This is a genomic window from Streptomyces sp. NPDC051364, from assembly GCF_040682115.1.
GTDB lineage: Bacteria > Actinomycetota > Actinomycetes > Streptomycetales > Streptomycetaceae > Streptomyces.
Genome location: NZ_JBFBAH010000011.1, coordinates 181,824 through 204,131, shown reverse-complemented (window position 1 = coordinate 204,131; position 22,308 = coordinate 181,824). Strand labels below are relative to the sequence as shown.

20 protein-coding genes and 5 tRNA genes are annotated in these 22,308 nt (G+C 72.7%); 16 read left to right on the top strand and 9 right to left on the bottom strand.

Going from position 1 to position 22,308, the window contains the following annotated elements:
* Positions 1-8: 8 nt before the first annotated feature.
* The gene (locus tag AB0M76_RS24010; RefSeq protein ID WP_365954808.1) at positions 9-638 is read right to left on the bottom strand and encodes a lysophospholipid acyltransferase family protein; all 630 of its coding nucleotides are present in this window, start codon (positions 636-638) and stop codon (positions 9-11) included.
* A 302-nt stretch (positions 639-940) separates the two neighbouring features.
* Between AB0M76_RS24010 and AB0M76_RS24005 the strand changes: the two genes are divergently transcribed.
* The 3 genes from AB0M76_RS24005 to AB0M76_RS23995 all read left to right on the top strand — a co-directional run bounded on the left by AB0M76_RS24005 (position 941) and on the right by AB0M76_RS23995 (position 3,346).
* On the top strand, positions 941-2,137 hold the full coding sequence (locus AB0M76_RS24005; RefSeq protein ID WP_365954807.1) for a glycerophosphodiester phosphodiesterase: 1,197 nt from the start codon (positions 941-943) through the stop codon (positions 2,135-2,137).
* 149 nt (positions 2,138-2,286) lie between these two features.
* Positions 2,287-2,802: a sigma-70 family RNA polymerase sigma factor gene (locus AB0M76_RS24000; RefSeq protein ID WP_365954848.1), complete on the top strand. Its 516-nt coding sequence runs from the start codon at positions 2,287-2,289 to the stop codon at positions 2,800-2,802.
* Positions 2,803-2,839: 37 nt separating this feature from the next.
* Positions 2,840-3,346: a GNAT family N-acetyltransferase gene (locus tag AB0M76_RS23995; RefSeq protein ID WP_030294460.1), complete on the top strand. Its 507-nt coding sequence runs from the start codon at positions 2,840-2,842 to the stop codon at positions 3,344-3,346.
* A 45-nt stretch (positions 3,347-3,391) separates the two neighbouring features.
* Here AB0M76_RS23995 and AB0M76_RS23990 read toward each other — a convergent pair whose 3' ends face one another.
* A complete protein-coding gene (locus AB0M76_RS23990; protein WP_365954847.1) occupies positions 3,392-3,805 on the bottom strand; it encodes a hypothetical protein in 414 nt (137 codons plus the stop codon).
* A 7-nt stretch (positions 3,806-3,812) separates the two neighbouring features.
* Positions 3,813-4,181: a hypothetical protein gene (locus AB0M76_RS23985; RefSeq protein ID WP_266668746.1), complete on the bottom strand. Its 369-nt coding sequence runs from the start codon at positions 4,179-4,181 to the stop codon at positions 3,813-3,815.
* Between the two features lie 585 nt (positions 4,182-4,766).
* On the opposite strand from AB0M76_RS23985, the gene AB0M76_RS23980 reads away from it, so the two are divergent.
* The 8 genes from AB0M76_RS23980 to AB0M76_RS23945 all read left to right on the top strand — a co-directional run bounded on the left by AB0M76_RS23980 (position 4,767) and on the right by AB0M76_RS23945 (position 15,790).
* Positions 4,767-5,831: an ATP-binding cassette domain-containing protein gene (locus tag AB0M76_RS23980; RefSeq protein WP_365954806.1), complete on the top strand. Its 1,065-nt coding sequence runs from the start codon at positions 4,767-4,769 to the stop codon at positions 5,829-5,831.
* Positions 5,828-6,496: a methionine ABC transporter permease gene (locus tag AB0M76_RS23975; protein ID WP_365954805.1), complete on the top strand. Its 669-nt coding sequence runs from the start codon at positions 5,828-5,830 to the stop codon at positions 6,494-6,496. The genes AB0M76_RS23980 and AB0M76_RS23975 overlap by 4 nt, the downstream gene beginning before the upstream one ends.
* Positions 6,497-6,623: 127 nt before the next feature.
* Positions 6,624-7,487: a MetQ/NlpA family ABC transporter substrate-binding protein gene (locus AB0M76_RS23970; RefSeq protein ID WP_365954804.1), complete on the top strand. Its 864-nt coding sequence runs from the start codon at positions 6,624-6,626 to the stop codon at positions 7,485-7,487.
* A 154-nt stretch (positions 7,488-7,641) separates the two neighbouring features.
* Positions 7,642-8,334, top strand: coding sequence for a GNAT family N-acetyltransferase (locus AB0M76_RS23965; RefSeq protein ID WP_365954803.1), 693 nt, complete (start codon positions 7,642-7,644; stop codon positions 8,332-8,334).
* 79 nt (positions 8,335-8,413) lie between these two features.
* Positions 8,414-9,628 (top strand): precorrin-6y C5,15-methyltransferase (decarboxylating) subunit CbiE, encoded by a 1,215-nt coding sequence (gene cbiE, locus AB0M76_RS23960; RefSeq protein ID WP_365954802.1) that lies wholly within the window; start codon positions 8,414-8,416, stop codon positions 9,626-9,628.
* A gap of 442 nt (positions 9,629-10,070) precedes the next feature.
* Complete coding sequence (gene cobT, locus AB0M76_RS23955) at positions 10,071-13,253, top strand: nicotinate-nucleotide--dimethylbenzimidazole phosphoribosyltransferase (protein ID WP_365954801.1); 3,183 nt, start codon at positions 10,071-10,073, stop codon at positions 13,251-13,253.
* A 341-nt stretch (positions 13,254-13,594) separates the two neighbouring features.
* The gene (gene cobA / locus AB0M76_RS23950) at positions 13,595-14,806 is read left to right on the top strand and encodes a uroporphyrinogen-III C-methyltransferase (RefSeq protein ID WP_365954800.1); all 1,212 of its coding nucleotides are present in this window, start codon (positions 13,595-13,597) and stop codon (positions 14,804-14,806) included.
* 138 nt (positions 14,807-14,944) lie between these two features.
* Positions 14,945-15,790, top strand: coding sequence for an RNA methyltransferase (locus AB0M76_RS23945; protein WP_267000418.1), 846 nt, complete (start codon positions 14,945-14,947; stop codon positions 15,788-15,790).
* A gap of 206 nt (positions 15,791-15,996) precedes the next feature.
* Here AB0M76_RS23945 and AB0M76_RS23940 read toward each other — a convergent pair whose 3' ends face one another.
* Positions 15,997-17,244, bottom strand: coding sequence for a serine/threonine-protein kinase (locus AB0M76_RS23940; RefSeq protein WP_365954798.1), 1,248 nt, complete (start codon positions 17,242-17,244; stop codon positions 15,997-15,999).
* Between the two features lie 563 nt (positions 17,245-17,807).
* On the opposite strand from AB0M76_RS23940, the gene AB0M76_RS23935 reads away from it, so the two are divergent.
* From AB0M76_RS23935 to AB0M76_RS23925, 3 genes are all read left to right on the top strand, one after another.
* Positions 17,808-17,993, top strand: coding sequence for a hypothetical protein (locus tag AB0M76_RS23935; RefSeq protein WP_030294485.1), 186 nt, complete (start codon positions 17,808-17,810; stop codon positions 17,991-17,993).
* 201 nt (positions 17,994-18,194) lie between these two features.
* The gene (locus AB0M76_RS23930) at positions 18,195-19,277 is read left to right on the top strand and encodes a phosphotransferase (RefSeq protein WP_365954797.1); all 1,083 of its coding nucleotides are present in this window, start codon (positions 18,195-18,197) and stop codon (positions 19,275-19,277) included.
* Positions 19,278-19,342: 65 nt separating this feature from the next.
* Entirely contained in the window at positions 19,343-19,645 is a 303-nt protein-coding gene (locus AB0M76_RS23925) for a zf-TFIIB domain-containing protein (protein WP_365954796.1), read from the top strand.
* A 55-nt stretch (positions 19,646-19,700) separates the two neighbouring features.
* Here the strand turns inward: AB0M76_RS23925 and AB0M76_RS23920 are convergent.
* The 5 genes from AB0M76_RS23920 to AB0M76_RS23900 form a co-directional block, all read right to left on the bottom strand.
* Positions 19,701-19,775, bottom strand: a tRNA-Val gene (locus AB0M76_RS23920).
* 40 nt (positions 19,776-19,815) lie between these two features.
* Positions 19,816-19,887, bottom strand: a tRNA-Val gene (locus AB0M76_RS23915).
* A 19-nt stretch (positions 19,888-19,906) separates the two neighbouring features.
* A tRNA-Val gene (locus AB0M76_RS23910) sits at positions 19,907-19,978 on the bottom strand.
* 1 nt (position 19,979) lies between these two features.
* Positions 19,980-20,053, bottom strand: a tRNA-Cys gene (locus AB0M76_RS23905).
* A gap of 38 nt (positions 20,054-20,091) precedes the next feature.
* Positions 20,092-20,164 (bottom strand) — tRNA-Gly (locus AB0M76_RS23900).
* A 180-nt stretch (positions 20,165-20,344) separates the two neighbouring features.
* Here AB0M76_RS23900 and AB0M76_RS23895 point away from each other — a divergent pair.
* Together AB0M76_RS23895 and AB0M76_RS23890 are read left to right on the top strand one after the other, a co-directional pair.
* On the top strand, positions 20,345-21,400 hold the full coding sequence (locus AB0M76_RS23895) for a chorismate-binding protein (protein WP_365954795.1): 1,056 nt from the start codon (positions 20,345-20,347) through the stop codon (positions 21,398-21,400).
* 16 nt (positions 21,401-21,416) lie between these two features.
* The gene (locus AB0M76_RS23890) at positions 21,417-22,241 is read left to right on the top strand and encodes an aminodeoxychorismate lyase (RefSeq protein WP_365954793.1); all 825 of its coding nucleotides are present in this window, start codon (positions 21,417-21,419) and stop codon (positions 22,239-22,241) included.
* Positions 22,242-22,308: the final 67 nt, after the last annotated feature.

The window sequence follows — 22,308 nt, the reverse complement described above, 5'->3', positions numbered from 1 at the left end:
GGGCGCGGTCAGGCCGCCTTGGCTTTGGTGGCGTACATGTCCACGTACTCCTGGCCCGAGAGCCGCATGACCTCCGCCATCACCGAGTCGGTGACGGCGCGCAGCACGTAGCGGTCGCGGTCCATGCCCTCGTAGCGGGAGAACTCCATCGGCTTGCCGAAGCGGACGGTGACCCGGCCCGGGCGCGGCATGCCCGCGCCGCCCGGCTGGAGCTTGTCGGTGCCGATCATCGCGAAGGGGATCACGGGGGCGCCGGTCATCAGGGTCAGGCGGGCGATGCCGGTGCGGCCGCGGTAGAGGCGGCCGTCGGGGGAGCGGGTGCCCTCGGGGTAGATCCCGAAGATCTTGCCCTCCTCGAGGATCCGGCGGCCGGTCATCAGAGCGGCAACTCCGCCGTTCGCGCCGTCACGGTCGACCGGGATCATGCCGGCGCCGGTGAAGAACCAGGCCATGGCGCGGCCCTTGATGCCCTTGCCCGTCACGTACTCGTCCTTGCCGATGAAGTGGACCGTGCGGTCGCACACCAGCGGAAGGATCATGGAGTCGATGAAGGTGAGGTGGTTGCCCGCCAGGATCACCGGCCCGGTGCCCGGAATGTTCTCGATGCCCTCCACACGGGTGCGGAACATCATGCGCATGACCGGTCCGACAGTGGCTTTGATGAGCGATGTACGGAACAACGTGAGCCCTCCGGCATCGAAAAGCGGTTTTCGCACCACACGGCGGTAGTGCAGGTGAGGACGATACTCGTGGGTCAGCTCCGAGTGCACATCGGGTTCACGAGGTGGATACGCAGTGTTGACGCACGTTTCCGCCATGTTCCCCGCGGGCCCACCCCCGCGCCACCGGCTGCTGCCTACGATCGCCAGGCCGAACGGGGCCGCAGGAACCCGGAGACCCCGGGTGCCGCCGGCCCTTCCATACGACAGGAGTGGCACTCATGACGCAGGGTGGGGCAGCACGGCGCACGGTCCTGGGGGCGGCCGTCCTGGCAGCGGGCGGCGGCATGGCCGGACTCTCGGCGGGATCCGCCTCGGCGGCGCAGGCGGCGCAGACCGCGGAATCGGCGGAGGCGGCCTTCGCGGCCGACGCGCGCCACGGCGGCGGCTACCGGGACCTCCCCGTCCCGCTGGTCATCGGCCACCGCGGAGCCTGCGGCTACCGGCCCGAGCACACCCTCGGGTCGTACCGGCTCGCCCTCGACCTGGGCGCGGACGTCGTCGAGCAGGACCTGGTGCCCACGAAGGACGGCCACCTGGTGTGCCGCCACGAGAACGAGATCGGTGGCACCACCGATGTCGCCGACCACCCCGAGTTCGCCTCCCGCCGTACGACCAAGTCGATCGACGGGGTCGCGGTCACGGGCTGGTTCACCGAGGACTTCACCCTCGCCGAGCTGAAGACCCTGCGGGCGAAGGAACGTATCCCCGCCGTCCGCCAGCGCAACACGCTCTACGACGGCCGGTGGGACGTGCCCACCTTCGAAGAGGTGCTGCGCTGGGCCGACCGTGAGGGCAAGCGGCGCGGCAAGCACGTCTGGCTGCACGTCGAGACCAAGCACCCCACGTACTTCCGGTCCCTGGGCCTGGGCCTCGAGGAGCCCCTCGCCAAGCTGCTGCGCCGCTACGGCCGCGACGGCCGGAACGCACCGCTCTTCCTCCAGTCCTTCGAGCCCTCCAGCATCCAGCGGCTCTCCAAGCTCGTCTCCGCGCCGCGCGTGGTCCTGCTGTCCGCGGCGGGTACCCGGCCCTGGGACTTCGAGCAGGCCAAGGACCCGCGGACGGTGACGGACCTGGTCAAGCCCGAGGGCCTGAAGTGGATCGCCGGATTCGCCCAGGGCATCGGCCCGACCATGGACCTGATCATCCCGCGCGACGCGGCCGGGAAGCTCGGCACCCCGACGACACTGGTCAAGGACGCCCACGCCCGAGGGCTGGTGCTGCACCCCTACACCGCGCGCAACGAGAACAGCTTCCTGCCGGCCGAGTACCGCAAGGGCACCGACCCGGCCGCCTACGGGGACGCCTTCGGCGCCTTCAAGACGTACTTCGAGCAGGGCATCGACGGCATCTTCACGGACAACGCGGACACCGCACTGCTCGCGGCGGAAGCCTTCCGCCCGGGCCGCGGCCGCTAGGGGGCGTCTTGTCGGTCAGGCCGGGCTCGCGGCGGCCTTTCGGACAACGCCCGGGCCGCCGCGCGTCAACTGATAAGCGGAACATCACGTACGGGTGGGCTGTGCCGGGCGGGGAAACCGCCGGGCACGGCCCGAGCGTCCCGCCCGGCATGGACCTGCTGAAGGACTCCGACCTCCTGAAGGAACTGGGCCCGCTGCTCTCCGCCGAGGCGGCCGCGGAAGCCCCGGGCGCCGGCGTGGAAGCGGCCGACCTGGAACAAGCCGTCTGGGTCAGGCTGCTGGAACACGACCCCGCCCCCGCCGAACCGGCGCGCTGGCTGCGCCGGGCGGTGCGCGCCGAAGCCCGCCTCGCCCGGCGCCGCGCCCGCCGCGAGATCCCGTACGGCGGCCGGCCCGGGAGCGCGGGCGCCGAACCCGAAGACGCCCTGCTGCACGGGGAGGAGAACCGCGCCCTCCGGTCGGCGGTCGCCCGATTGCCCGGACGGTGTCCGGAGCTCATGAGGGCACTTCTTTCGCCCAGAGACCTCACCTACCGTGAAATCGCAGGAGAGTTGGGTATCTCACAAGGAAGTTTGGGACCCGTCCGTTCCCGATGCCTGGGATGTCTGCGCAGAATGCTGGCGTCAGAGGTTGCGGCCCCTCGCCTTCGGGGAAGGGAGCGGTAGACCAATGGGCTACCAGGTGAGCGGGAGGCATGCGCACATGGGCATGAGCGTGACCATTTCGGCGGCAGCTGCCGAGGACACTGAGCAGATCCTCAAACTGCAGTACCTGGCGTTCCAGCGCGAGGCCGAGCTGTACGGCAACTACCGCATCCAGCCGCTCACCCAGACCCTGGACTCCCTCAAGGCGGAGCTGGAGTCGGACACGGTACTGGTGGCCCGGCTCGGCGACGAAGTGGTCGGCACCGTGCGCGGCAAGGTCGACGAGGACGGCACCGGCAAGATCGCCAAGCTCTGCGTCCACCCGCGCCTGCAGGGACACGGGCTCGGCGCCCGGCTGCTGCGCGCCGTCGAGGAGGCCCTCGCGGGCCACGGCGACACCACCCGCTTCCGCCTGCACACCGGCCACAAGAGCGAGTCCAACCTGCGCCTCTACCGCAAGGCCGGCTACGTACAGGTCGGCGGCCGTACGGCTTCCGACGGCGTACGCCTGGTGATCCTGGAGAAGGAGGCCACCGACGCGGCCGACTTCGCGGTCAGCGCCTGACGCTCGGCGCCTCACGCCCGGCGCCTGACGCCCGGCGCAGGACGCTCAGCGCTTGGCGCGCAGCCAGAGCATCCCGGTGATCGGCAGGATCACCGGGATGAACAGGTAGCCCATCCCGAACTGCGACCACACCGTCGCGTCGGGGAAGGACTCGGGCCGCACCAGGGTCCAGGTGCCCACGACGAGGACCCCGGCCAGCTCGGCGGCGCAGCACGCGCGCGCCGCCCTGCGGGCCGTCTCCCCGCCGCGCACCAGTGAGTACGTGATGAAGCAGTAGACGAGTGCGGCCAGGCCGGTCAGCGTGTAGGGCAGCGGGGCCCGGTCGAACTCGGTGGTGATCTGGTAGATCGAGCGCGAGACCGCGCCGACCGTGATCACCCCGTACAGCCAGACCAGCAGCAGCCCGGGCCCGGAGACCAGCCGCTTGCGCTCGGCAGGGGTGGCGGCCGTGTCGTCCATCTGCGTGTCAGGCACCGGGGGTTCCCCAAATGTCATAGAGGCGCACTTCGAGCACGGCGAGGACGAGCGCGCCCGCGGCCACCGTCACCGAGCCCCACTTGGTCCGCTCGCTCAGCGACAGCAGCCCGGCGGCCGGGACCGCCGCGAAGGCGCCCACCAGGTAGGCCACGAAGATCACCGTGCCCTCGTCGGGCTTGCCGCCCTGCGCCAGCTTCACCACGCCGACCACCAGCTGGGCCAGGGCCAGCAGGGTCACCACGCCCATGCCGATGAAGTGCCAGTCCTTGGTCGGCTGGTCCCGCAGGGCGGCGTATCCGCACCAGGCGGCGAGGGCGAGTGCGGCCGCCCCGAGGGCGACGGTCAGGGCGTCGAGCATGCAGCGAGGGTATTACGGGCCGCCGGACCGGCCGCGCGCACCCCTGCGGGCGGGCGGCCCTGCGGTACGCGTACGTCGTGGCCTTGGCCACAGCGGAGGCTCCCGCCCGGCCCCGCGTGTACCACCGCGTACGGGCTTACCGGGCCGTGTCCGCGCAGGTCAGCATGGCCGACAGGGCCTTCGTCGCGGATGACCGGCCCTGAGCGGTGCTGTCCGGAATGCGGGCGGATTCCGTCCGCTATGCGGACATCGTTGATCGGTGAAGGGATAGGTCTGCTTTACTGGGGCCCATGACCACGACGAGCAGCCGCACCCTTGCGACCGAGGCGACGATGACGCCCGGTGCTCGTTGTATGTGTCGAATGTGCGCCTTCTGAGGGCCCCTCTCCTTGCAGTCTCGCGCCCCGAAGCGAGACCGGCCGAGCCCGTCCGTACGCCGCCCCGCAGCAGCACCGGATCGCTCCCTGCCCCGCGCACGCGTCGTCAGCGTCATTTTCCGATGATCTGACCCGTATCGCGTCCCCAGATGTTTGCCCCGTGCCCGGCACCCGCTTGCGCCGCGCACTCGACAGCGACGGAATTCCTGTGATCACCACATCGGGCCTCACGAAGGTCTACCAGTCCCGTGGCCGCGAGGTCACCGCCCTGGACGGCGTCGATCTGCACGTCCGCGAGGGCGAGGTCTACGGAGTCATCGGCCAGAGCGGCGCCGGCAAGTCCTCCCTGATCCGCTGCGTGAACCTGCTCGAGCGCCCCACCACCGGCACCGTGACCGTCGACGGCGTCGACCTCACGGCCCTGGCCGGCCGCGGCCGCCGCGCCGGCAAGGAGCTCCGCGAGGCCCGCAGCCGCATCGGCATGGTCTTCCAGCACTTCAACCTGCTGTCCTCGCGCACCGTGCAGGGCAACATCGAACTGCCCCTGGAAATCCTCGGCGTCTCCGGCCGCGAGCGCTCCCGCAAGGCCCTCGAACTCCTCGACCTCGTCGGCCTCTCCGACAAGGCCAAGGCCTACCCCGGCCAGCTCTCCGGCGGCCAGAAGCAGCGCGTCGGCATCGCCCGCGCCCTGGCCGGAGACCCCAAGGTGCTGCTCTCCGACGAGGCCACGAGCGCCCTGGACCCCGAGACGACCCGCTCGATCCTCCAGCTCCTGCGCGATCTCAACCAGCAGCTCGGCCTGACCGTCCTGCTCATCACCCACGAGATGGACGTCGTCAAGACCGTCTGCGACTCGGCAGCCCTGATGAAGCAGGGCCGGATCATCGAGTCCGGAACCGTCGCCGAACTGCTCGCCACCCCCGGCTCCGAGCTCGCCGGCGAACTCTTCCCCGTCAGCGGCGCCGCCACCGGCCCCGATCGCACGGTCGTCGACGTCACCTTCCACGGGGACGCCGCCACCCAGCCGGTCATCTCCCAGCTGGCGCGGACGTACAACATCGACATCTCGATCCTCGGTGCCGCGATGGACACAGTCGCCGGCCGCCAGATCGGCCGCATGCGGATCGAGCTGCCCGGCCGCTACGAGGACAACGTCGTTCCGGTGGGCTTCCTGCGCGAGCAGGGCCTGCAGGTCGACCACGTCGACGAGCCCGAAAACACAGAAGACGCCGACGCCGAGCTCGCCCAGCTCGTCAAGGATGGTGCCCAGTGACCTGGTCCGAGATGCAGCCCCTGCTCACCCAGGGCACGTACGACACCCTCTACATGGTGCTCTGGTCCACCCTGGTGACCGTCCTCGGCGGACTGCCCATCGGCATCCTGCTCGTCCTCACCGACAAGGGCGGCCTCCTGCAGAACCGGCCGCTCAACAAGGTCCTCGGCGTGATCGTGAACATAGGCCGCTCGCTGCCGTTCATCATCCTGCTGATCGCCCTGATCCCGGTCACCACCGCCGTCGTCGGCACCTTCATCGGCCCCACCGCCATGATCGTCCCGCTCGCCATCGGCGCCATCCCCTTCTTCGCCCGCCTCGTCGAGACGGCCGTCCGCGAGGTGGACCACGGCCTGATCGAGGCCGTCGAGTCCATGGGCGGCGGCGTTCCCACCCTCGTCGGCAAGGTGCTCCTCCCGCAGGCCCTGCCCTCGCTGGCCGCCGGCGTCACCACCACCCTGATCACGCTGATCGGCTACTCCGCCATGGCGGGCGCGGTCGGCGGCGAAGGGCTCGGCTCCAAGGCCATCACCTACGGCTTCCAGCGCTTCGAGACCGGCTTCATGCTCGCCACCGTCGTGGTCCTGGTCGCCATCGTCACGGTGATCCAGCTGATCGGCGACGGCGTGGTCCGCCTCCTCGCCCGCCGCGGCCGGACCGCCTGACCGGCGCAGGCCGACACCCTCAGACTTCTCCACCCCGGAAAGCCCGCACTTGTCGTGCTTGGGCCGCCACCACCCGCAAGAACCGCGCAAGACCTGCGCACTTGCATCGCAATGAAAGGCACTCTTCGTGCGTAAGAACATCAAGGTCACCGCCCTCACCGCCGCCTCCGCCGCGCTCGCCCTCGGCCTCACCGCCTGCGGCAGCTCCTCGGACCCGTCCTCCACCAAGGCCGACGGCGGCAAGGTCGACGAGAGCAAGCCGCTCGTCATCGCGGCCTCCCCGAGCCCGCACGCCGACATCCTGAACTTCGTCAAGGACAAGCTCGCGGCCAAGGAGGGCCTCAAGCTGGAGGTGAAGGAGTTCACGGACTACGTGCTCCCCAACACCGCCACCGAGCAGGGCCAGGTCGACGGCAACTACTTCCAGCACAAGCCGTACCTCGACGACTTCAACAAGAAGAACGGCACCCACATCGTGCCCGTCGTGAACGTGCACCTGGAGCCCCTCGGCCTCTACTCCAAGAAGGTCAAGGCCCTCACCGACATCAAGGCCGGCCAGACCATCGCCGTCCCCAACGACACCACCAACGAGGGCCGCGCGCTCCAGCTGCTCGCCGCGAACAACCTGATCACCCTCAAGGAAGGCGTCGGCACCGCCGCCAAGCTGTCCGACATCACCGACAAGAAGGGCCTGGAGTTCAAGGAGCTGGAGGCCGCCACGGTCCCGCGCGCCCTGAACGACGTGGACGCCGCGGTCATCAACGGCAACTACGCCCTCGAATCCAAGCTCTCGCCCGCCAAGGACGCGCTGGTCCTGGAGAAGGCCGAGGGCAACCCGTACGCCAACTTCCTCGCGGTGAAGGCCGGCAACGAGAAGGACCCGCGGATCGAGAAGCTCGCCAAGCTCCTCAACTCCGACGAGGTCAAGAAGTTCGTCGAGGACAAGTACCAGGGCTCGGTCGTCCCCGCTTTCGGCGCCCCGAAGGCCTGATCGTCCCAGCCGTCCGGCCCCGTACGCCCCGGGTGGGTGTGCGGGGCCGAGCGCTGCCCGCTTCCGGGCAACCCGGCCGCCACATCCCGCTGTCGATGCTGCATGCTGTGCCTACGACCCGCACAAACGGTCCAGCAACGGCATGGAGCTGCGCATGACTACCACGTTCCCGGACGTCACCATCAGCACGGACCGGCTGGTGCTGCGCCCCTTCGACGGGGAGGACGTCACCGCGCTCGCCGAGATGATGAACGACGAGCACGTCACCGCCTGGACCTCCGTACCGCACCCCTACACCCAGGCCGACGCCCAGGCCTGGGCCACCCGGGTCTCCCACGCGGAGCGCACCGAGGGCAGAGGCATCGTCCTCGCCGTCACCGAGTTCCTCACCCAGCGCCTCGTCGGCATCGTGCACCTGCAGAACACCAACTGGCGCATCCGCAGCACCGAGGTCGGCTACGTCACCGCCCCCTGGGCCCGCGGCGAGGGCTACGCCAGCGAGTCCGTACTCGCCGTCGTCCAATGGCTCTTCCGCGACCAGGGCTTCGAACGCCTCGAACTGCGCACCGCCGCCGACAACACCGCCTCGCAGCAGGTGGCCCAGAAGATCGGCTGCATCAGCGAAGGCGTCCTGCGCAACGCAGGGACAGTGCGCACCCAGAACCCCGACGGCTCCTGGGCGGACACCCGCACCGACCTCATCGTCTGGAGCCTGCTCCCCGAGGACATCGACGACATCGCGGACCCGGACGGTTACGACGGCTACAACAGCCACGACGACTACGGATACGGCCGCGGCGCACAGGCGGGCGCGAGCGGCTACGCCATCGGCGCCGACTGGAGCTGACCTGATGACCAGGTAGTCTCACCGTGCCCGCCCCTGCCGACGAAACCTCGCCCGCCCCCACCCCAGGAGACTGACGACGATGGCCGACCGGGTCACGGTGATCGGCTGGGACGGCTCGCCCCTGACCGCGGCCGCCCGGTCCGCGCTCTCCGCAGCCACCCTCGTGGCCGGCGCCGCACACCACCTCGCACTCCCCGAGGTCCCGCCCACCGCCGAACGCATCCGCCTGGGCAGCCTCGGCCTCGCCGCCCGCCGCATCGCCGGCCACCGCGGCACCGCCGTCGTCTTCGCCGACGGGGACCCCGGCTTCTTCGGCGCCGTACGCACCCTGCGCGCCCCGGAGCACGGCCTCGAGGTCGAGGTCGTCCCCGCCGTGTCCTCCGTCGCCGCCGCCTTCGCCCGCGCCGGCATGCCCTGGGACGACGCCCAGGTCGTCGTCGCCCACCCCCGCACCCTGCGCCGGGCCGTCAACGTCTGCCGGGCCCACGCCAAGGTCGCCGTCCTCACCTCGCCCGGCGCCGGCCCCGCCGAGCTCGCCCTCCTGCTCGGCGGGGTCCACCGCACCTTCGTCATCTGCGAGGAGCTCGGCACCGCCAAGGAACAGGTGACCGTCCTGACCTCCGACCGGGCCGCCGACCACAGCTGGCGCGACCCCAACGTCGTCATCGTCATCGGCGGACAGGCCTCCGCCCTCTCCTCCTCCGCCACCGCCGAACCGGCATGGCTGCTCGGCCAGAGCCCCGCCCAGACCGGCGCCCGCGGCTGGGCCCGCCCCCTGGCCGACGCCGGGGAAGGCGAGTCGGCCCAGCTGCGCGCCGCCCAGCTCGCCCGCCTCGGCCCGCGTACCGGAGACCTCGTCTGGGACATCGGTACCGGCTCCGGCGCCTTCGCCGTGGAGGCCGCCGCGTTCGGCGCCGCCGTCATCGCGGTGGACGCCGACCCGCGCGCCTGCGAACGCGCAACTGCCGCCGCCCGCAAGCGGGGCGTACAGCTCCAGGTCGTCGCCGGCCGCGCACCGCACGTACTGGAAGACCTCCCCGAACCCGACGTCGTCCGCATCGGCGGCGGGGGAGCCGAGGTCGTCGCGGCCGTCGCCGACCGCCGCCCCGAACGGATCGTCAGCCACGCCTCCACCCGCGACGAGGCGGAGGCGATCGGCCGCGCGCTCACCGAGGGCGGCTACACCGTCGAGTGCGCGCTCCTCCAGTCCGTGGGCCTGGACACCCGTACGTGGGGTGAACAGGACCGTTCCGTCGTATTTCTCCTGGCAGCCGAACGCCCCGTGAACCGCTAGTGCCGCGTCAGGCAACGTTCGCCCCGTCGCGACGCCCGGCACGCCCTCTCGCCGTGCCGGCCGAAAGCTCAAGTACGTCCAGTACGAGCGCTTGCGGCCGGCACGCCGAGAGCACGCACCGGACGCCGCTCCTTGACGGGCAAACGCTGCCTGACGCGGCACTAGCTCAGACGCCGCGGTAGGCTGGCCGATCGTCGTACCGCCCTGCTGTGTCCGGGGGTGACGGCACCGCCCGATGCGCGACGTGGCGCAGTCCACAGCGGACCATGGCAGTTATGGCTGCCGTGGTGGCTAACGGGCGCGACAATGCTTACTGGTTGTCGCGCAGGGCGTGCGAGAGACGAAACGCATCGCACGGCAACCCCACGCGGCAACGCCGCCCGGCGGGCTTCGTGGGCGACCGGGCGATCGAAGAGGCACAACCGATGGGCGAGGGGTACGCATGACTGACACCGGCCAGGTACCGGGCGAGGGTCTCCCGGACAACGCGGGCATGGTGGATCAGCAGGGCATTCCCGCTCCGGTCCAGAACCCGGGCCCCGTCCCCGCTCCCGTCCAGGGCTACGCCTTCCAGGACCTCGTGGACAACCCGGCCGAGCCGGAGGACGAGGAACTGCTGCTGATGCCGAGCGGCCAGGGTGCGTGGAGCGACCCGCAGGTCGTCCCGCCGGCGCCCGTCTTCCCCGTCGAGACCTCGTACGGCGACGCGCCCTACGCCGAGTACCCCGAGGCGCCGGCCGCGTACGCGGAGCCCGGGTTCCCCGCACAGCCCGCGTTCCCCGATCCCTCCTACGGCGACGCGTACAGCGCGGGTGCGCACGAGGCCGGCGGCCGCGACACCGGCGCGCTCGACCTCGGCGGCCTCGTGGTCCCGCCGCAGGCCGCCGCCCCGATGGCCACGGCCGCGCCCGTCGCCCCGGCCGTACCCGCCCGTCGGCCGCTGCACATGGGTCCGCCCGTGCCCGAGGCCACCGGCGGAGTCGTACGCTCGCTCGCCGACCGGGGTCCGGCGGCCGCTCCCATGGCTGCCGCGGCGCCCGTCGCACCGGTCGTGGCCGTCGTCGCCGCTGCCGTGAGCGCCCCGGCGGCTCCGATTCCGGTGCAGGTGGCCGGGCCGCCGACCGCCGGTCCCGAGTACCTGGACGTCCCGCGCCCCGAGGCCGCCGCCGTACCGGCCGCGCCGCAGCCGGGCGAGACCCCGCCGCAGGCCGGCGAGCCGTGGACGGCGGAGCCGGCGCCCGTGGCAGCTCCGGAGCCCGTGGTGGCCGCCGAGCCCGTGGCCGCGCCGGAGCCCGTCGTGGCTGCCGAGCCGGTCGTGGCCCCTGAGCCCGTCGTGGCCCCCGAGCCCGTCATGGCACCCGTGGCCGCCGAAGTCCCCGAAGTCCCCGAAGTCCCGGAAGCCCTTCAGCCGGAGCCGGTCGCCGTGCCGGAGCCCGCCCCGGTCGTGGAGGCCGCGCCGGAGCCCGTCGCCGAGACGCCTGCGCCTGTTGCCGCGGAGCCTGCCGAGGCCCCGGTGGCGCCCGCCGTCGAGCCGGAGCCGGTCGTGGCCGAGGCCGCGCCGGTGGACGTACCGGTGGCGCCCGCAGCCGTGGTGGAGATGCCGGCCGCCGCGCCGGAGCCGGAGGCCCTGCCTGCAGAAGCGGTGGTTCAGGCCCCCGAGGCCGTCGAGCCCGTCGCCGAGGCGCCCGTCGCCGCCGAGCCGGTCGCTCCCGAGGCCCCGGCGGCTCCCGTCGCGCCGGAAGCCGTACCGGAGCCCGCTCCGGAGGCCGTGGCGGTGCAGCCCGAAGCGGCTCCCGAGACCACCCCCGCGCCGGTTGCCGAGCCGGAGGCCGAAGCAGTGGCCGAGCCGGTCGCCGAGGCCGCGCCCGAGCCCGTCGTGGAGCCCTCCGCCGGCGAAGCGGCCCCCGCGTACACCGACGCCGAGCGCGAGGCCGTCCTGCGCGTCATGCGCGAACGCCGCGACATCCGCAACGGCTTCCGCACCGACCCGATCCCGCACGAGGTGCTGCTCCGCGTCCTGGAGGCCGCGCACCACGCGCCCAGCGTGGGCCACTCCCAGCCCTGGGACTTCGTCGTCATCCGCTCGGCCGAGACCCGCCGGTCGATGCACGAGCTCGCCCAGCGCCAGCGCGAGGCCTACGCGAAGTCGCTGCCCAAGGGCCGGGCGAAGCAGTTCAAGCAGCTCAAGATCGAGGCCATCCTCGACACCCCGGTGAACATCGTCGTCACCGCCGACCCCACCCGCGGCGGCCGTCACACCCTCGGCCGGCACACCCAGCCGCAGATGGCCCCGTACTCCTCGGCCCTCGCCGTCGAGAACCTCTGGCTCGCCGCGCGCGCCGAGGGCCTCGGCGTCGGCTGGGTCAGCTTCTTCGACGAGCGCGAGATGGTCCGCGAGCTCGGCCTGCCGGAGCACCTCGAGGTCGTCGCGTACCTGTGCGTCGGCTACGTCGACGAGTTCCCGGAGGAGCCGGAGCTGGCGCAGGCCGGCTGGTCGCAGCGCCGGCCGCTGGCCTGGGTCGTGCACGAGGAGACGTACGGCCGCCGCGCGCTGCCCGGCGAGGAGCCGCACGACCTGCTCTCGGAGACCGTCGCCAGCATCCGCCCGCTCGACGCGAAGGCGCTGGGCGAGGCCTGGGAGCGCCAGAAGCGCATGACCAAGCCCGCCGGAGCCCTGGGCATGCTCGAAATCATCTCCGCCCAGCTCAGCGGCCTCTCCCGGGTCTGCCCGCCGCCGATCCCGGAGCCGGCCGCGGTCGCGATCTTCGCGGGCGACCACGGGGTCCACGCCCAGGGCGTCACCCCGTGGCCCCAGGAGGTCACCACGCAGATGGTCGCCAACTTCCTGGGCGGCGGCGCGGTCTGCAACGCGTTCGCGAACCAGGTGGGCGCCGAGGTCTGTGTCATCGACGTCGGTGTCGCCGGCGACCTCCCCGCCACTCCGGGCCTGCTCCCGCGCAAGGTCCGCCCGGGCACGGCCGACCTCTCCACGGGCCCGGCGATGACCCGCGAGGAAGCGATCGCGGCCATCGAGGTGGGCATCGAGACGGCCCGCGACCTCGTTGCAGCAGGCAACAAGGCCCTCCTGACCGGCGAGATGGGCATCGCGAACACGACGGTCTCCGCAGCCCTGATCTCGGTCTTCACCGGGGTCGACCCGGCGGAGGTCACCGGCCGCGGCACGGGCATCAACGACGAGACGCACGCCCGCAAGGTCGAGGTCGTACGCCGCGCGCTGGAACTGCACCAGCCGGACCCGGCGGACCCGATCGGCGTCCTGGCGGCCATCGGCGGCCTGGAGCACGCGGCCATCGTCGGCCTGCTCCTCGGCGGAGCGTCCCTGCGCACTCCCGTCATCCTGGACGGCGTGAGCGCGGGCGCGGCAGCCCTGGTGGCCCGGGCCATCGCCCCCGAGTCCCTCTCGGCCTGCATCGCGGGCCACCGCAGCGCGGAGCCGGGGCACGTGGCGGCCCTGAACAAGCTCGGCCTGCGCCCGCTGGTCGACCTGGACCTCCGTCTCGGCGAGGGCACGGGCGCCCTGCTGGCCCTCCCCTTGGTCCAGAGCGCGGCCCGCGCGATGCACGAGGTGGCCACGTTCGACGCGGCGGGCGTCACCGAGAAGTAGCCACGGTCCGCTGCGCGGGGCCTTTCCCCCACCCCACCCCGCCCCTTCCCGAAACCGGGGGCAAGCCCCCGGCCCCCCGACGGGCGCTCCGCGCCCGTTCGCTCAAACGCCGCGCGGGTCCGGGCGGAGCCCGGGGAACAGGCGAAGGACGGGTAGAGGACAAGCCCCGCGCAGCGGTCCCACCGTCCGGGGCCGGGGGAGTCCGGGGGCGGAGCCCCAGGGGTGGGGGCACGGGTCGTATCGTGGACCCGGACAGGGAAAGCGCACGTCACCCCACCCGACCCAGCCGCTCCAGCGCAGCAGCGGCCTGCAGACACCGCCGCATCAGGAGCCGCACCGCTATGGCCGAACACCCCGCGTACCCCGTAGGACTCCGCCTCGCCGGCCGCCGCGTCGTCGTCATCGGCGGCGGCCAGGTCGCCCAGCGTCGGCTGCCCGCGCTGGTCGCGGCCGGCGCCGACGTCCTGCTGATCTCCCCCTCCGCCACGCCCTCCGTGGACGCCATGGCGGAGACCGGCGAGATCCGCTGGGAGCGCCGCCGTTACCAGGACGGCGATCTCGACGGCGCCTGGTACGCGCTGATCGCGACCCGCGACCGGGCCGCCAACGACGCGGCCTCCGCCGAGGCCGAGCGCCGCCGGGTCTGGTGCGTGCGGGCCGACGACGCCGAGGCGGCCACCGCCTGGACCCCGGCCACCGGCCGCGTCGAGGGCGTGACCGTCGCCGTCCTGAGCGGCAACGACCCCCGCCGCTCCGCCGCCGTCCGTGACGCCGTCGTCGAGGGGCTGCGCGACGGCTCCCTCGCCACGGCCCGCACCCGCACCACCGGCGTCTCCCTCGTCGGCGGCGGCCCCGGCGACCCCGACCTGATCACCGTCCGCGGGCGCCGCCTCCTCGCCGAGGCCGACGTGGTCATCGCCGACCGGCTCGGCCCCCGCGACCTGCTCGACGAACTCCCGCCGCACGTCGAGGTCATCGACGCCGCGAAGATCCCGTACGGCCGCTTCATGGCCCAGGAGGCCATCAACAACGCCCTGATCGAGCACGCCAAGGCCGGCAAGGCCGTGGTCCGGCTCAAGGGCGGGGACCCTTACGTCTTCGGCCGCGGCATGGAGGAGCTCCAGGCCCTCGCCGAAGCCGGCATCCCCTGCACCGTCGTCCCCGGCATCTCCAGCTCCATCTCGGTCCCGGGCGCCGTCGGCATCCCGGTCACCCACCGGGGAGTGGCGCACGAGTTCACCGTGGTCAGCGGCCACGTCGGCCCGGACGACCCGCGTTCCCTCGTGGACTGGGCCTCCCTCGCCAAGCTCACCGGCACCCTGGTGATCCTGATGGGCGTCGACAAGATCGGCCTGATCGCCGAGGCCCTGGTCCGCCACGGCCGCTCGGCCGACACCCCGGTCGCGGTCGTCCAGGAGGGCACCACCGCCACCCAGCGCCGCGTGGACGCCACCCTCGCCACCGTCGGCGAGACCGTACGGGCGGAGGAGATCCGTCCGCCCGCGGTCATCGTGATCGGCGAGGTCGTCAACGTCGGTACCCCGACCGCCTGAAGCATGGGGGGTGTCGTGCCGATCAGACCGGGCTCGCGTCGCCCTCCCTGATCCGGCCCGACCGACAAGACACCAAGACACCCCCCAACGCCCGGCAGGGCCGTTGGCACCACACCCCGGACAAGGCAGTATCACCCTGTGGCTGATCTCATCACCGTCGAAGACCCCGACGACCCGCGCCTGCGCGACTACACGGGCCTGACCGACGTCGAACTGCGGCGCCGACGCGAGCCCGAAGAAGGCCTGTTCATCGCCGAGGGCGAGAAGGTCATCAGACGCGCCAAGGACGCCGGGTACGAGATGCGCTCGATGCTGCTCTCCGCGAAGTGGGTCGACGTCATGCGCGACGTCATCGACGAGCTCCCGGCGCCGGTCTACGCCGTCACCCCGGAGCTCGCCGAACGCGTCACCGGCTACCACGTGCACCGCGGCGCCCTCGCCTCGATGCAGCGCAAGCCGCTCCCGACCGCCGACGAGCTGCTCGCGGGGGAGGGGGCGGGCAGCCGCATCGCCGTCTTCGAGGGCTTCGTCGACCACGCCAACCTGGGGGCGGCGTTCCGCAGCGCCGCCGCCCTCGGCATCAGCGCGATACTGCTGTCCCCGGACTGCGCGGACCCGCTCTACCGGCGCGCCATCAAGGTCTCGATGGGGTCCGTGTTCTCGGTACCGTACGGGCGCCTCGACAAGTGGCCCGCCGACCTCGAGAAGGTCCGCGAGGCGGGCTACCGGATCCTGGCCATGACGCCGAGCCCGAAGGCCACGCCGCTGGACCAGGTCCCGCCGGAGCGCTTCGAGCGCTCCGCGATCATGCTCGGGTCCGAGGGGCACGGCCTGTCCACGTACGCGCTGCGGGCCGCCGACGAGTGGGTCCGCATCCCCATGGCGGAGGGGATCGACTCGCTGAACGTGGCCGCGGCCTCGGCGGTCGCCTTCTACGCGACCCGCCCGCCCCAGTCCCCGGCGCCCACCCCGCCCGAGCTCTGAGCGGTTTCGGGGAAGTGGGGCACGCCCCCGCGCCGCCCGGCACGGCACCTCGCCGCGTTGTCTCGGCACCCGAGTACGCCCGGTACGGGGGCGCCGCTCCGCCGTGCGATCCACCGCGCCGCACGACGCGGAAACGCCCCCCACTTCCCCGAGCCCGCTTAGAACCTCAGGACGTCAGAACTCCACGAAGTCCGAACTCCAGTACGTCAGAACTTCTGGGCCGCGGCGATGCCCAGCGCGACGATCAGCGTCACCACGACGAACACGATCAGCCGCTGACGCATCAGTCTGGGGTCCGGCCGCGACGGCCGCCGCCCCGTGCCCGTCGTACGCGGGGCCGGGCGGCCGCCCGTACGCCCCGCCGTCGGCCGGGACGACGGGCCGCCCGGGTTCCGTGAGGACGAGGGCCGCGAGGACGGAGGCCGTGCGCCGGAGGGCCGGGCGTGCGGTCCGCTGTCCGGGCCCTGGCCGCGGCCCTGTCCCTGGCCCTGGTTCGGCGCCTGGGGCACGGGCGTACCGCCCGTACGGCGCTCCGTGCGCTGGTCGGCGTACGCATCGCCCCGCTCCGCCAGCCGCCCGGTGGGCCGCTCGGTCCGCGCGCGCTGCACCGGCGGCCGCCCGTCGGACAGCCCCTGCGCCTCGCGGGCCGCGATCTCCTTCAGCCGCATCGACAGCTGCAGCGTGCTGGGCCGCTCCTCGGGATCCTTGGCCAGGCAGGCCTGGACGAGGGGCGCGAGCGCGTCCGGGACCCCGACCAGATGCGGCTCCTCGTGCACCACGCGGTAGAGCATGACCTCGGAACTGCCGTGCCCGAAGGGCGAGTCGGCGGTCGCCGCGTAGGCGAGGGTGGCGCCCAGCGCGAAGACGTCGGTGGCCGGGGTGACGGCCGCCCCGCGCACCTGCTCGGGCGCGAGGAAGCCGGGGGAGCCGACGGCCGTGCCCACATGGGTGAGGGTGCTCGCACCGGTGGCCCAGGCGATCCCGAAGTCGATGATCCGGGGGCCCTTGGGAGACAGAAGAATGTTCGAGGGCTTGAGATCGCGGTGGACGACCCCCGCCTCGTGCACGGCGACCAGTCCCTCGGAGAGCGCGGCGCCGATCGCGGCGATCTGCGCGGCCGTGAGGGGACCCTCCTCGGCCACCTTGTCGTGCAGGGACGGGCCGGGCACGTACTGGGTGGCGAACCACGGCCGCTCCGCGTCCAGGTCCGCGGCCACCAGGCGCGCGGTGCACCCGCCGCGGATCCGCCGGGCGGCGGACACCTCGCGCGCGAAACGCGAGCGGAACTCCTCGTCCTCGGCCAGATCCGGCCGGATCACCTTGAGCGCGACACGCTGGCCACGCCGGTCGGATCCCAGGTAGACCACGCCCATACCGCCGGCACCCAGCCGTCGGTGCAGCCTGAATGAGCCGACGACACGCGGGTCCTCGCGCCGGAGCCGCATCATCGCCATGTCCACCCCGCTGACCGGTCGTCCTGTTGACGTGCCACAGCTTACGGACCATCCGCCACGCGCGCTCAGAGGCCGCGCCCTCGCCCGAGGATTCGATTGTCAGTGCGGCACAGCCCACTTGAGGGTTCCTCACCCACACGGACCCATGTCCGTACGGCACTTGCCGGTACGGCCAAACGGCCCTGGCGCCAAGGGGATTGAGGCACTCGGAAGGGTGGTGCGCCAGGCACACGGCGGGCGGGGGGCGCGTGCGCGGGGCCGGCGGGCAGGGGGATCTTGTGCGTACCCCGTCGGCGGACACGCATGCGCGGGGAGTGACGGAAGTGAGCGAACTCACTACCCTCCGGTCATCCCCTCCGGGAAGACCCCCAGTACGGGGGAGCGGTCTCCACCCAGGGGAGTACACGAGAGGTGGCCCCGTCATCCTCCTGGAGGCCTGCCAAGGGGTACGAGGGCAGGAGGCCAGGGGCCGTGCGCCCGCCTAGTGTTGAAGACAAGCGGCGGGTGGCGCACTCGTCCCCCGAGGTCACGAACCCGCCGCTGCAACCGACAGGGAGAGGACCATGGCGGACATCGCACGGCAAGGACGCAAGGCATTCGCGTTCAACGGCCATGAGTCCGGCACGCGCCATCCACTGGTGGCCGCGGCCATGGTGCTCCCCCTGGCCGCCCTCCTGCTCTTCCTCTTCGGAGGGTTCGACCAGGTGGCGGTACAGGCGTCGTCCGTGGGCGTGATGCTGGGGCGCTGAGCGGCGCCCCGGGTCCGGGAGAGCGGCCCGGACCGGGACATCGGCCTGTTGCACCCCGTGGGGACGGGGGCGCGACGGACGGCAGGAGAAGGGTGCTGCCCGTCCGACTGGGGAGTCGGACGGGCAGCACCCTTTTTCATGCCGTCCCGCAGTTCCGTAACCTGCTCCCGAGACGCCAGCGACGGGAGCCGTGGAGCCGCGATGAACCAGGAGCCACTGCCCGCCGCCCTCGCGGCGTACGCCGGCGCGGGGGAGCAGGACGCCCCGTACGAACTCCTCGCCGAGCGGGAGGACGGGACCGTCGTGCGCTGCGGCGAGATCGTGGCCAAGGCGCACGCCGGGGACAGCGACCGCGAAGGCCTCGCCGTGCGGATGCGGATCGCCGCGGACGAGGCGCTGGCCGGGGTACTGCTGGCCCCGCTGCGCCCCGAGGTCGGCTACCTCGGGGGCCGGCCCGTGTCCCTGTGGCCGTACGGGGCCCCGGTCGACCCGGAGCGCCCCGAGGACGCCCCCTGGGAGGCCGCCGGCCGACTGCTGGCGGCCCTTCACCAGGTGCCCGTGCACCGGCTGCCGGGCCCGGTCCCGCCGATGCGCGGTCCGGCCAAACTGGCCCGGGCCCTGCGCCGCCTGGCGCGGGCGACGGCTCCCGGCCGGGCTGCCGGTGCCGCTGCCGTCGGTTTCGCCGGGGCGGCCGGGCCCGTGGGCGTCCCCGCTGCCACCGGTGCGGCCGGTTCCGGAGGCGCGGCCGGGTCCCGTACCGGTTCCGCCCTCGTGCCCAGCCCGGCCGAGGGCCGTCCCGCCGGCGACCTCGTACGGGCCGCCGCGCGGACCCTGCCCGCCTGGGTGCGGGGGGAGGCGCCGGCGCCCCGGGGCGGGGCGCTGTGCCACGGGGACCTGCACCTCGGGCAGTTGGTCCGGGGCCCCGGACCCGACGGGGGCTGGCGGCTCATCGACGTCGACGACCTCGGGATCGGGACCCCCGCGTGGGATCTGGCCCGGCCCGCCGCCTGGTACGCCGCCGGGCTGCTCGACACCGGCACCTGGGTCCGCTTCCTCGACTCCTACCGCGCCGCCGGAGGCCCGGCGGCCGGGCCGGCCGGCTCCGACCCCTGGCCGGAACTGGACCTCGCCGCCCGGGCCCTGACCGTGCAGACCGCAGCTCTGGCCCTGGCCAAATCGGTAGAAAACCACCGTCGACTCGACGACCTGGAACGGCTGATGGTGGACTCCTGTGCCCGAATCGCCACCCTCCCGCCCGACTTGGAGCCGCAGGCTCCGTCGTAGGGTGAGGCTCACGCCACCGGGCATGCATCCGGTGTCGAAGCAGACGGCGAGGAGTTGATCCGGTCATGCAGTGTCCGAAGTGTCACGCGATGATGCACACCTACAACCGCAACGGTGTCCAGATCGAGCAGTGCAGCAACTGCCGCGGCATCTTCCTCGACTACGGCGAGCTGGAGGCGCTGACCCGCCTGGAGTCCCAGTACACCGGCGCCCAGTACGGCCAGGTCCCGCCGCCCGCCGCGCCGCCGGCCCCGTACCCGGCCGCTCACGCGGCGCCCGCCCCTGCCTGGGGCGCCCCGCACCACGGCGGCCACGGTCACCACGGCCACCACAAGGGCGGCTTCGGCCGGATGCTCTTCTCCTCCTGAGCCGCCTCGACAACGCGGAAGCCCCGGCCGTCGAAACGGCCGGGGCTTCCGGGGGTGGTGCGCGATACTGGGATTGAACCAGTGACCTCTTCCGTGTCAGGGAAGCGCTCTCCCGCTGAGCTAATCGCGCGGGACCGCGGTACGAAACCGCAGGTGGTGCGTGTACTGCGTGCGCGATACTGGGATTGAACCAGTGACCTCTTCCGTGTCAGGGAAGCGCTCTCCCGCTGAGCTAATCGCGCGGGGATCCTTGCGGACCAGTGGACGATACTGGGATTGAACCAGTGACCTCTTCCGTGTCAGGGAAGCGCTCTCCCGCTGAGCTAATCGTCCTTGGAGGTGGAGACGGGATTTGAACCCGTGTAGACGGCTTTGCAGGCCGTTGCCTCGCCTCTCGGCCACTCCACCTGGAGCTGCAGGGGTTCTCGGGAAGATCCCCCACTTCGAGCGGACGACGAGACTCGAACTCGCGACATCCACCTTGGCAAGGTGGTGCTCTACCAACTGAGCTACGTCCGCAGGTCACCGTGTTCGCTCCGGGGTTCTCCCCCTTCGCTCCCTGGCGACGTGTTGAACTCTAGCGGATTCCCGGGCCAGCTCAAAAACGCGTTTCCGCAGCGTGCTGCCGCTCGATCACCACCGGTCACCCGGCAGTCACCTCACCGGCGCCGCGGCGTCACCGGTCATAGACTCGCAGCCGTGCACGACCTGCTCCCCCTGGCCCGCTTCGGCGGCCTCCTCGCGACCGACCTCCGAGACGTCACCAGCGACCCCTCCGCCCTCGACTCCACCGGCTTCTGGGCGGTGTCCGCAGACTTCGAGGGGCGTCTGGTCTGCGCCCGCTTCGGCGACATACGCCCCGACCCCGTCCCGGCGCCCGTCGCGGGAGCCTGGCGCGGCCCCGCCGCCGACCGGTGGTCCTCCTCCCTGGACCGCGCCGCCTACACGGCCGGCGTACGCCGCATCCGCGAGTACATCGCCGCCGGCGAGGTCTACCAGGCCAACCTCTGCCGCGTGATGTCCGCGCCCCTGCCCGACCCGGACCGCGCCGACGTCGACGCCCTCACGGCGCTGCTCGCGCGCGGCAACCCGGCCCCGTATGCAGGAACGATTCGCCTCCCTGCTCACGGCGTCGAGATCGCCACCGCGTCCCCCGAGCTGTACCTGCGCCGGGCCGGTCGCCACGTGGAGTCCGGCCCCATCAAGGGCACCGGCCGGACCGCCGCCGACCTCCTGCCCAAGGACCACGCCGAGAACGTGATGATCGTGGACCTCGTGCGCAACGACCTCGGCCGGGTCTGCGCCACCGGCTCCGTCGCCGTCCCCGAACTGTGCGCCGTCGAGGAGCACCCGGGCCTGGTCCACCTCGTCTCCACCGTCAGCGGCGAACTCGCCGACGGCGCCGGCTGGCCCGAGCTGCTCGCCGCCACCTTCCCGCCCGGCTCCGTCACCGGCGCCCCCAAGTCCTCCGCGCTGCGGATCATCGAAGCCCTCGAGACCGCCCCCCGCGGCCCCTACTGCGGGGGTATCGGCTGGGTCGACGCCGACCGCGGCACCGCCGAGCTCGCCGTCGGCATCCGCACCTTCTGGATCGACCGCCAGGGCCCGGGCGGCCCGCGCCTGCTCTTCGGCACCGGAGCCGGCATCACCTGGGGCTCCGACCCCGAGCGGGAATGGGCCGAGACCGAACTGAAGGCCGCCCGGCTGCTCCGGGTAGCGTCAGGAGCCCATGAGGTGACTGGTACCCATGGGTGAGCGGAGGGATCGTACGGTGAGGATCTGGCTCGACGGCGCGCTGCGGGACGCCGACAGCGCACAGGTGTCCGTGTTCGACCACGGGCTGACCGTGGGCGACGGTGTGTTCGAGACGCTGAAGGCGGAACTCGGCACGGCCTTCGCGCTCACCCGGCATCTGGAGCGGCTGACCCGCTCGGCCCGCGGTCTCGGGCTGCCCGATCCCGACCTGGACGAGGTGCGCCGGGCCTGCGCGGCCGTCCTGGAGGCCAATCCGATGCCGCTCGGCCGGCTGCGCATCACGTACACGGGCGGCGTCTCCCCGCTCGGCTCCGACCGCGGGGAGTCCGGCCCCACCCTGGTCGTGGCCCTCGGCGAGACCGCCCGCCGGCCGGACACCACGGCCGTGATCACCGTGCCCTGGGTGCGCAACGAGCGCTCCGCCGTGACCGGCCTGAAGACCACCTCGTACGCGGAGAACGTCGTCGCGCTGGCCGCCGCCCACCGGGCCGGGGCCTCCGAGGCCCTGTTCGCGAACACCGTCGGGCGGCTCTGCGAGGGCACCGGCTCCAACGTGTTCGTCGTACTCGACGGGGAGCTGCACACGCCTCCCGTCGCCTCCGGCTGCCTGGCCGGCATCACCCGCGCCCTCGTCGTGGAGTGGGCCGGGGCCAAGGAGACGGACCTGCCCTTCGAGGCGCTCGAGCAGGCCGAGGAGATCTTCCTGACCTCCACGCTGCGCGATGTGCAGGCCGTCCACCGGGTCGACGACCGTGCGACGGGCGCGGCCGTGCCCGGACCGGTCACGGCCGAGGCGATGCGGATCTTCGACGCGCGCTCCGGCGAGGACCTGGACCCGTGAGCCCCGTGCCGTCTGTGACGCCGTGAGGTTCGTGGCACCCGGACTGCCCCGTTAATGGCTGTCGCAC

Bases quoted from the DNA above. Each gene is read 5' to 3' on its own strand.
- AB0M76_RS24010 (WP_365954808.1), bottom strand. From the start codon at position 638: ATGCGCATGATGTTCCGCACCCGTGTGGAGGGCATCGAGAACATTCCG.
- AB0M76_RS24005 (WP_365954807.1), top strand. From the start codon at position 941: ATGACGCAGGGTGGGGCAGCACGGCGCACGGTCCTGGGGGCGGCCGTC.
- AB0M76_RS24000 (WP_365954848.1), top strand. From the start codon at position 2,287: ATGGACCTGCTGAAGGACTCCGACCTCCTGAAGGAACTGGGCCCGCTG.
- AB0M76_RS23995 (WP_030294460.1), top strand. From the start codon at position 2,840: ATGGGCATGAGCGTGACCATTTCGGCGGCAGCTGCCGAGGACACTGAG.
- AB0M76_RS23990 (WP_365954847.1), bottom strand. From the start codon at position 3,805: ATGGACGACACGGCCGCCACCCCTGCCGAGCGCAAGCGGCTGGTCTCC.
- AB0M76_RS23985 (WP_266668746.1), bottom strand. From the start codon at position 4,181: ATGCTCGACGCCCTGACCGTCGCCCTCGGGGCGGCCGCACTCGCCCTC.
- AB0M76_RS23965 (WP_365954803.1), top strand. From the start codon at position 7,642: ATGACTACCACGTTCCCGGACGTCACCATCAGCACGGACCGGCTGGTG.
- cbiE (WP_365954802.1), top strand. From the start codon at position 8,414: ATGGCCGACCGGGTCACGGTGATCGGCTGGGACGGCTCGCCCCTGACC.
- cobT (WP_365954801.1), top strand. From the start codon at position 10,071: ATGACTGACACCGGCCAGGTACCGGGCGAGGGTCTCCCGGACAACGCG.
- cobA (WP_365954800.1), top strand. From the start codon at position 13,595: ATGGCCGAACACCCCGCGTACCCCGTAGGACTCCGCCTCGCCGGCCGC.
- AB0M76_RS23940 (WP_365954798.1), bottom strand. From the start codon at position 17,244: ATGGCGATGATGCGGCTCCGGCGCGAGGACCCGCGTGTCGTCGGCTCA.
- AB0M76_RS23935 (WP_030294485.1), top strand. From the start codon at position 17,808: ATGGCGGACATCGCACGGCAAGGACGCAAGGCATTCGCGTTCAACGGC.
- AB0M76_RS23930 (WP_365954797.1), top strand. From the start codon at position 18,195: ATGAACCAGGAGCCACTGCCCGCCGCCCTCGCGGCGTACGCCGGCGCG.
- AB0M76_RS23925 (WP_365954796.1), top strand. From the start codon at position 19,343: ATGCAGTGTCCGAAGTGTCACGCGATGATGCACACCTACAACCGCAAC.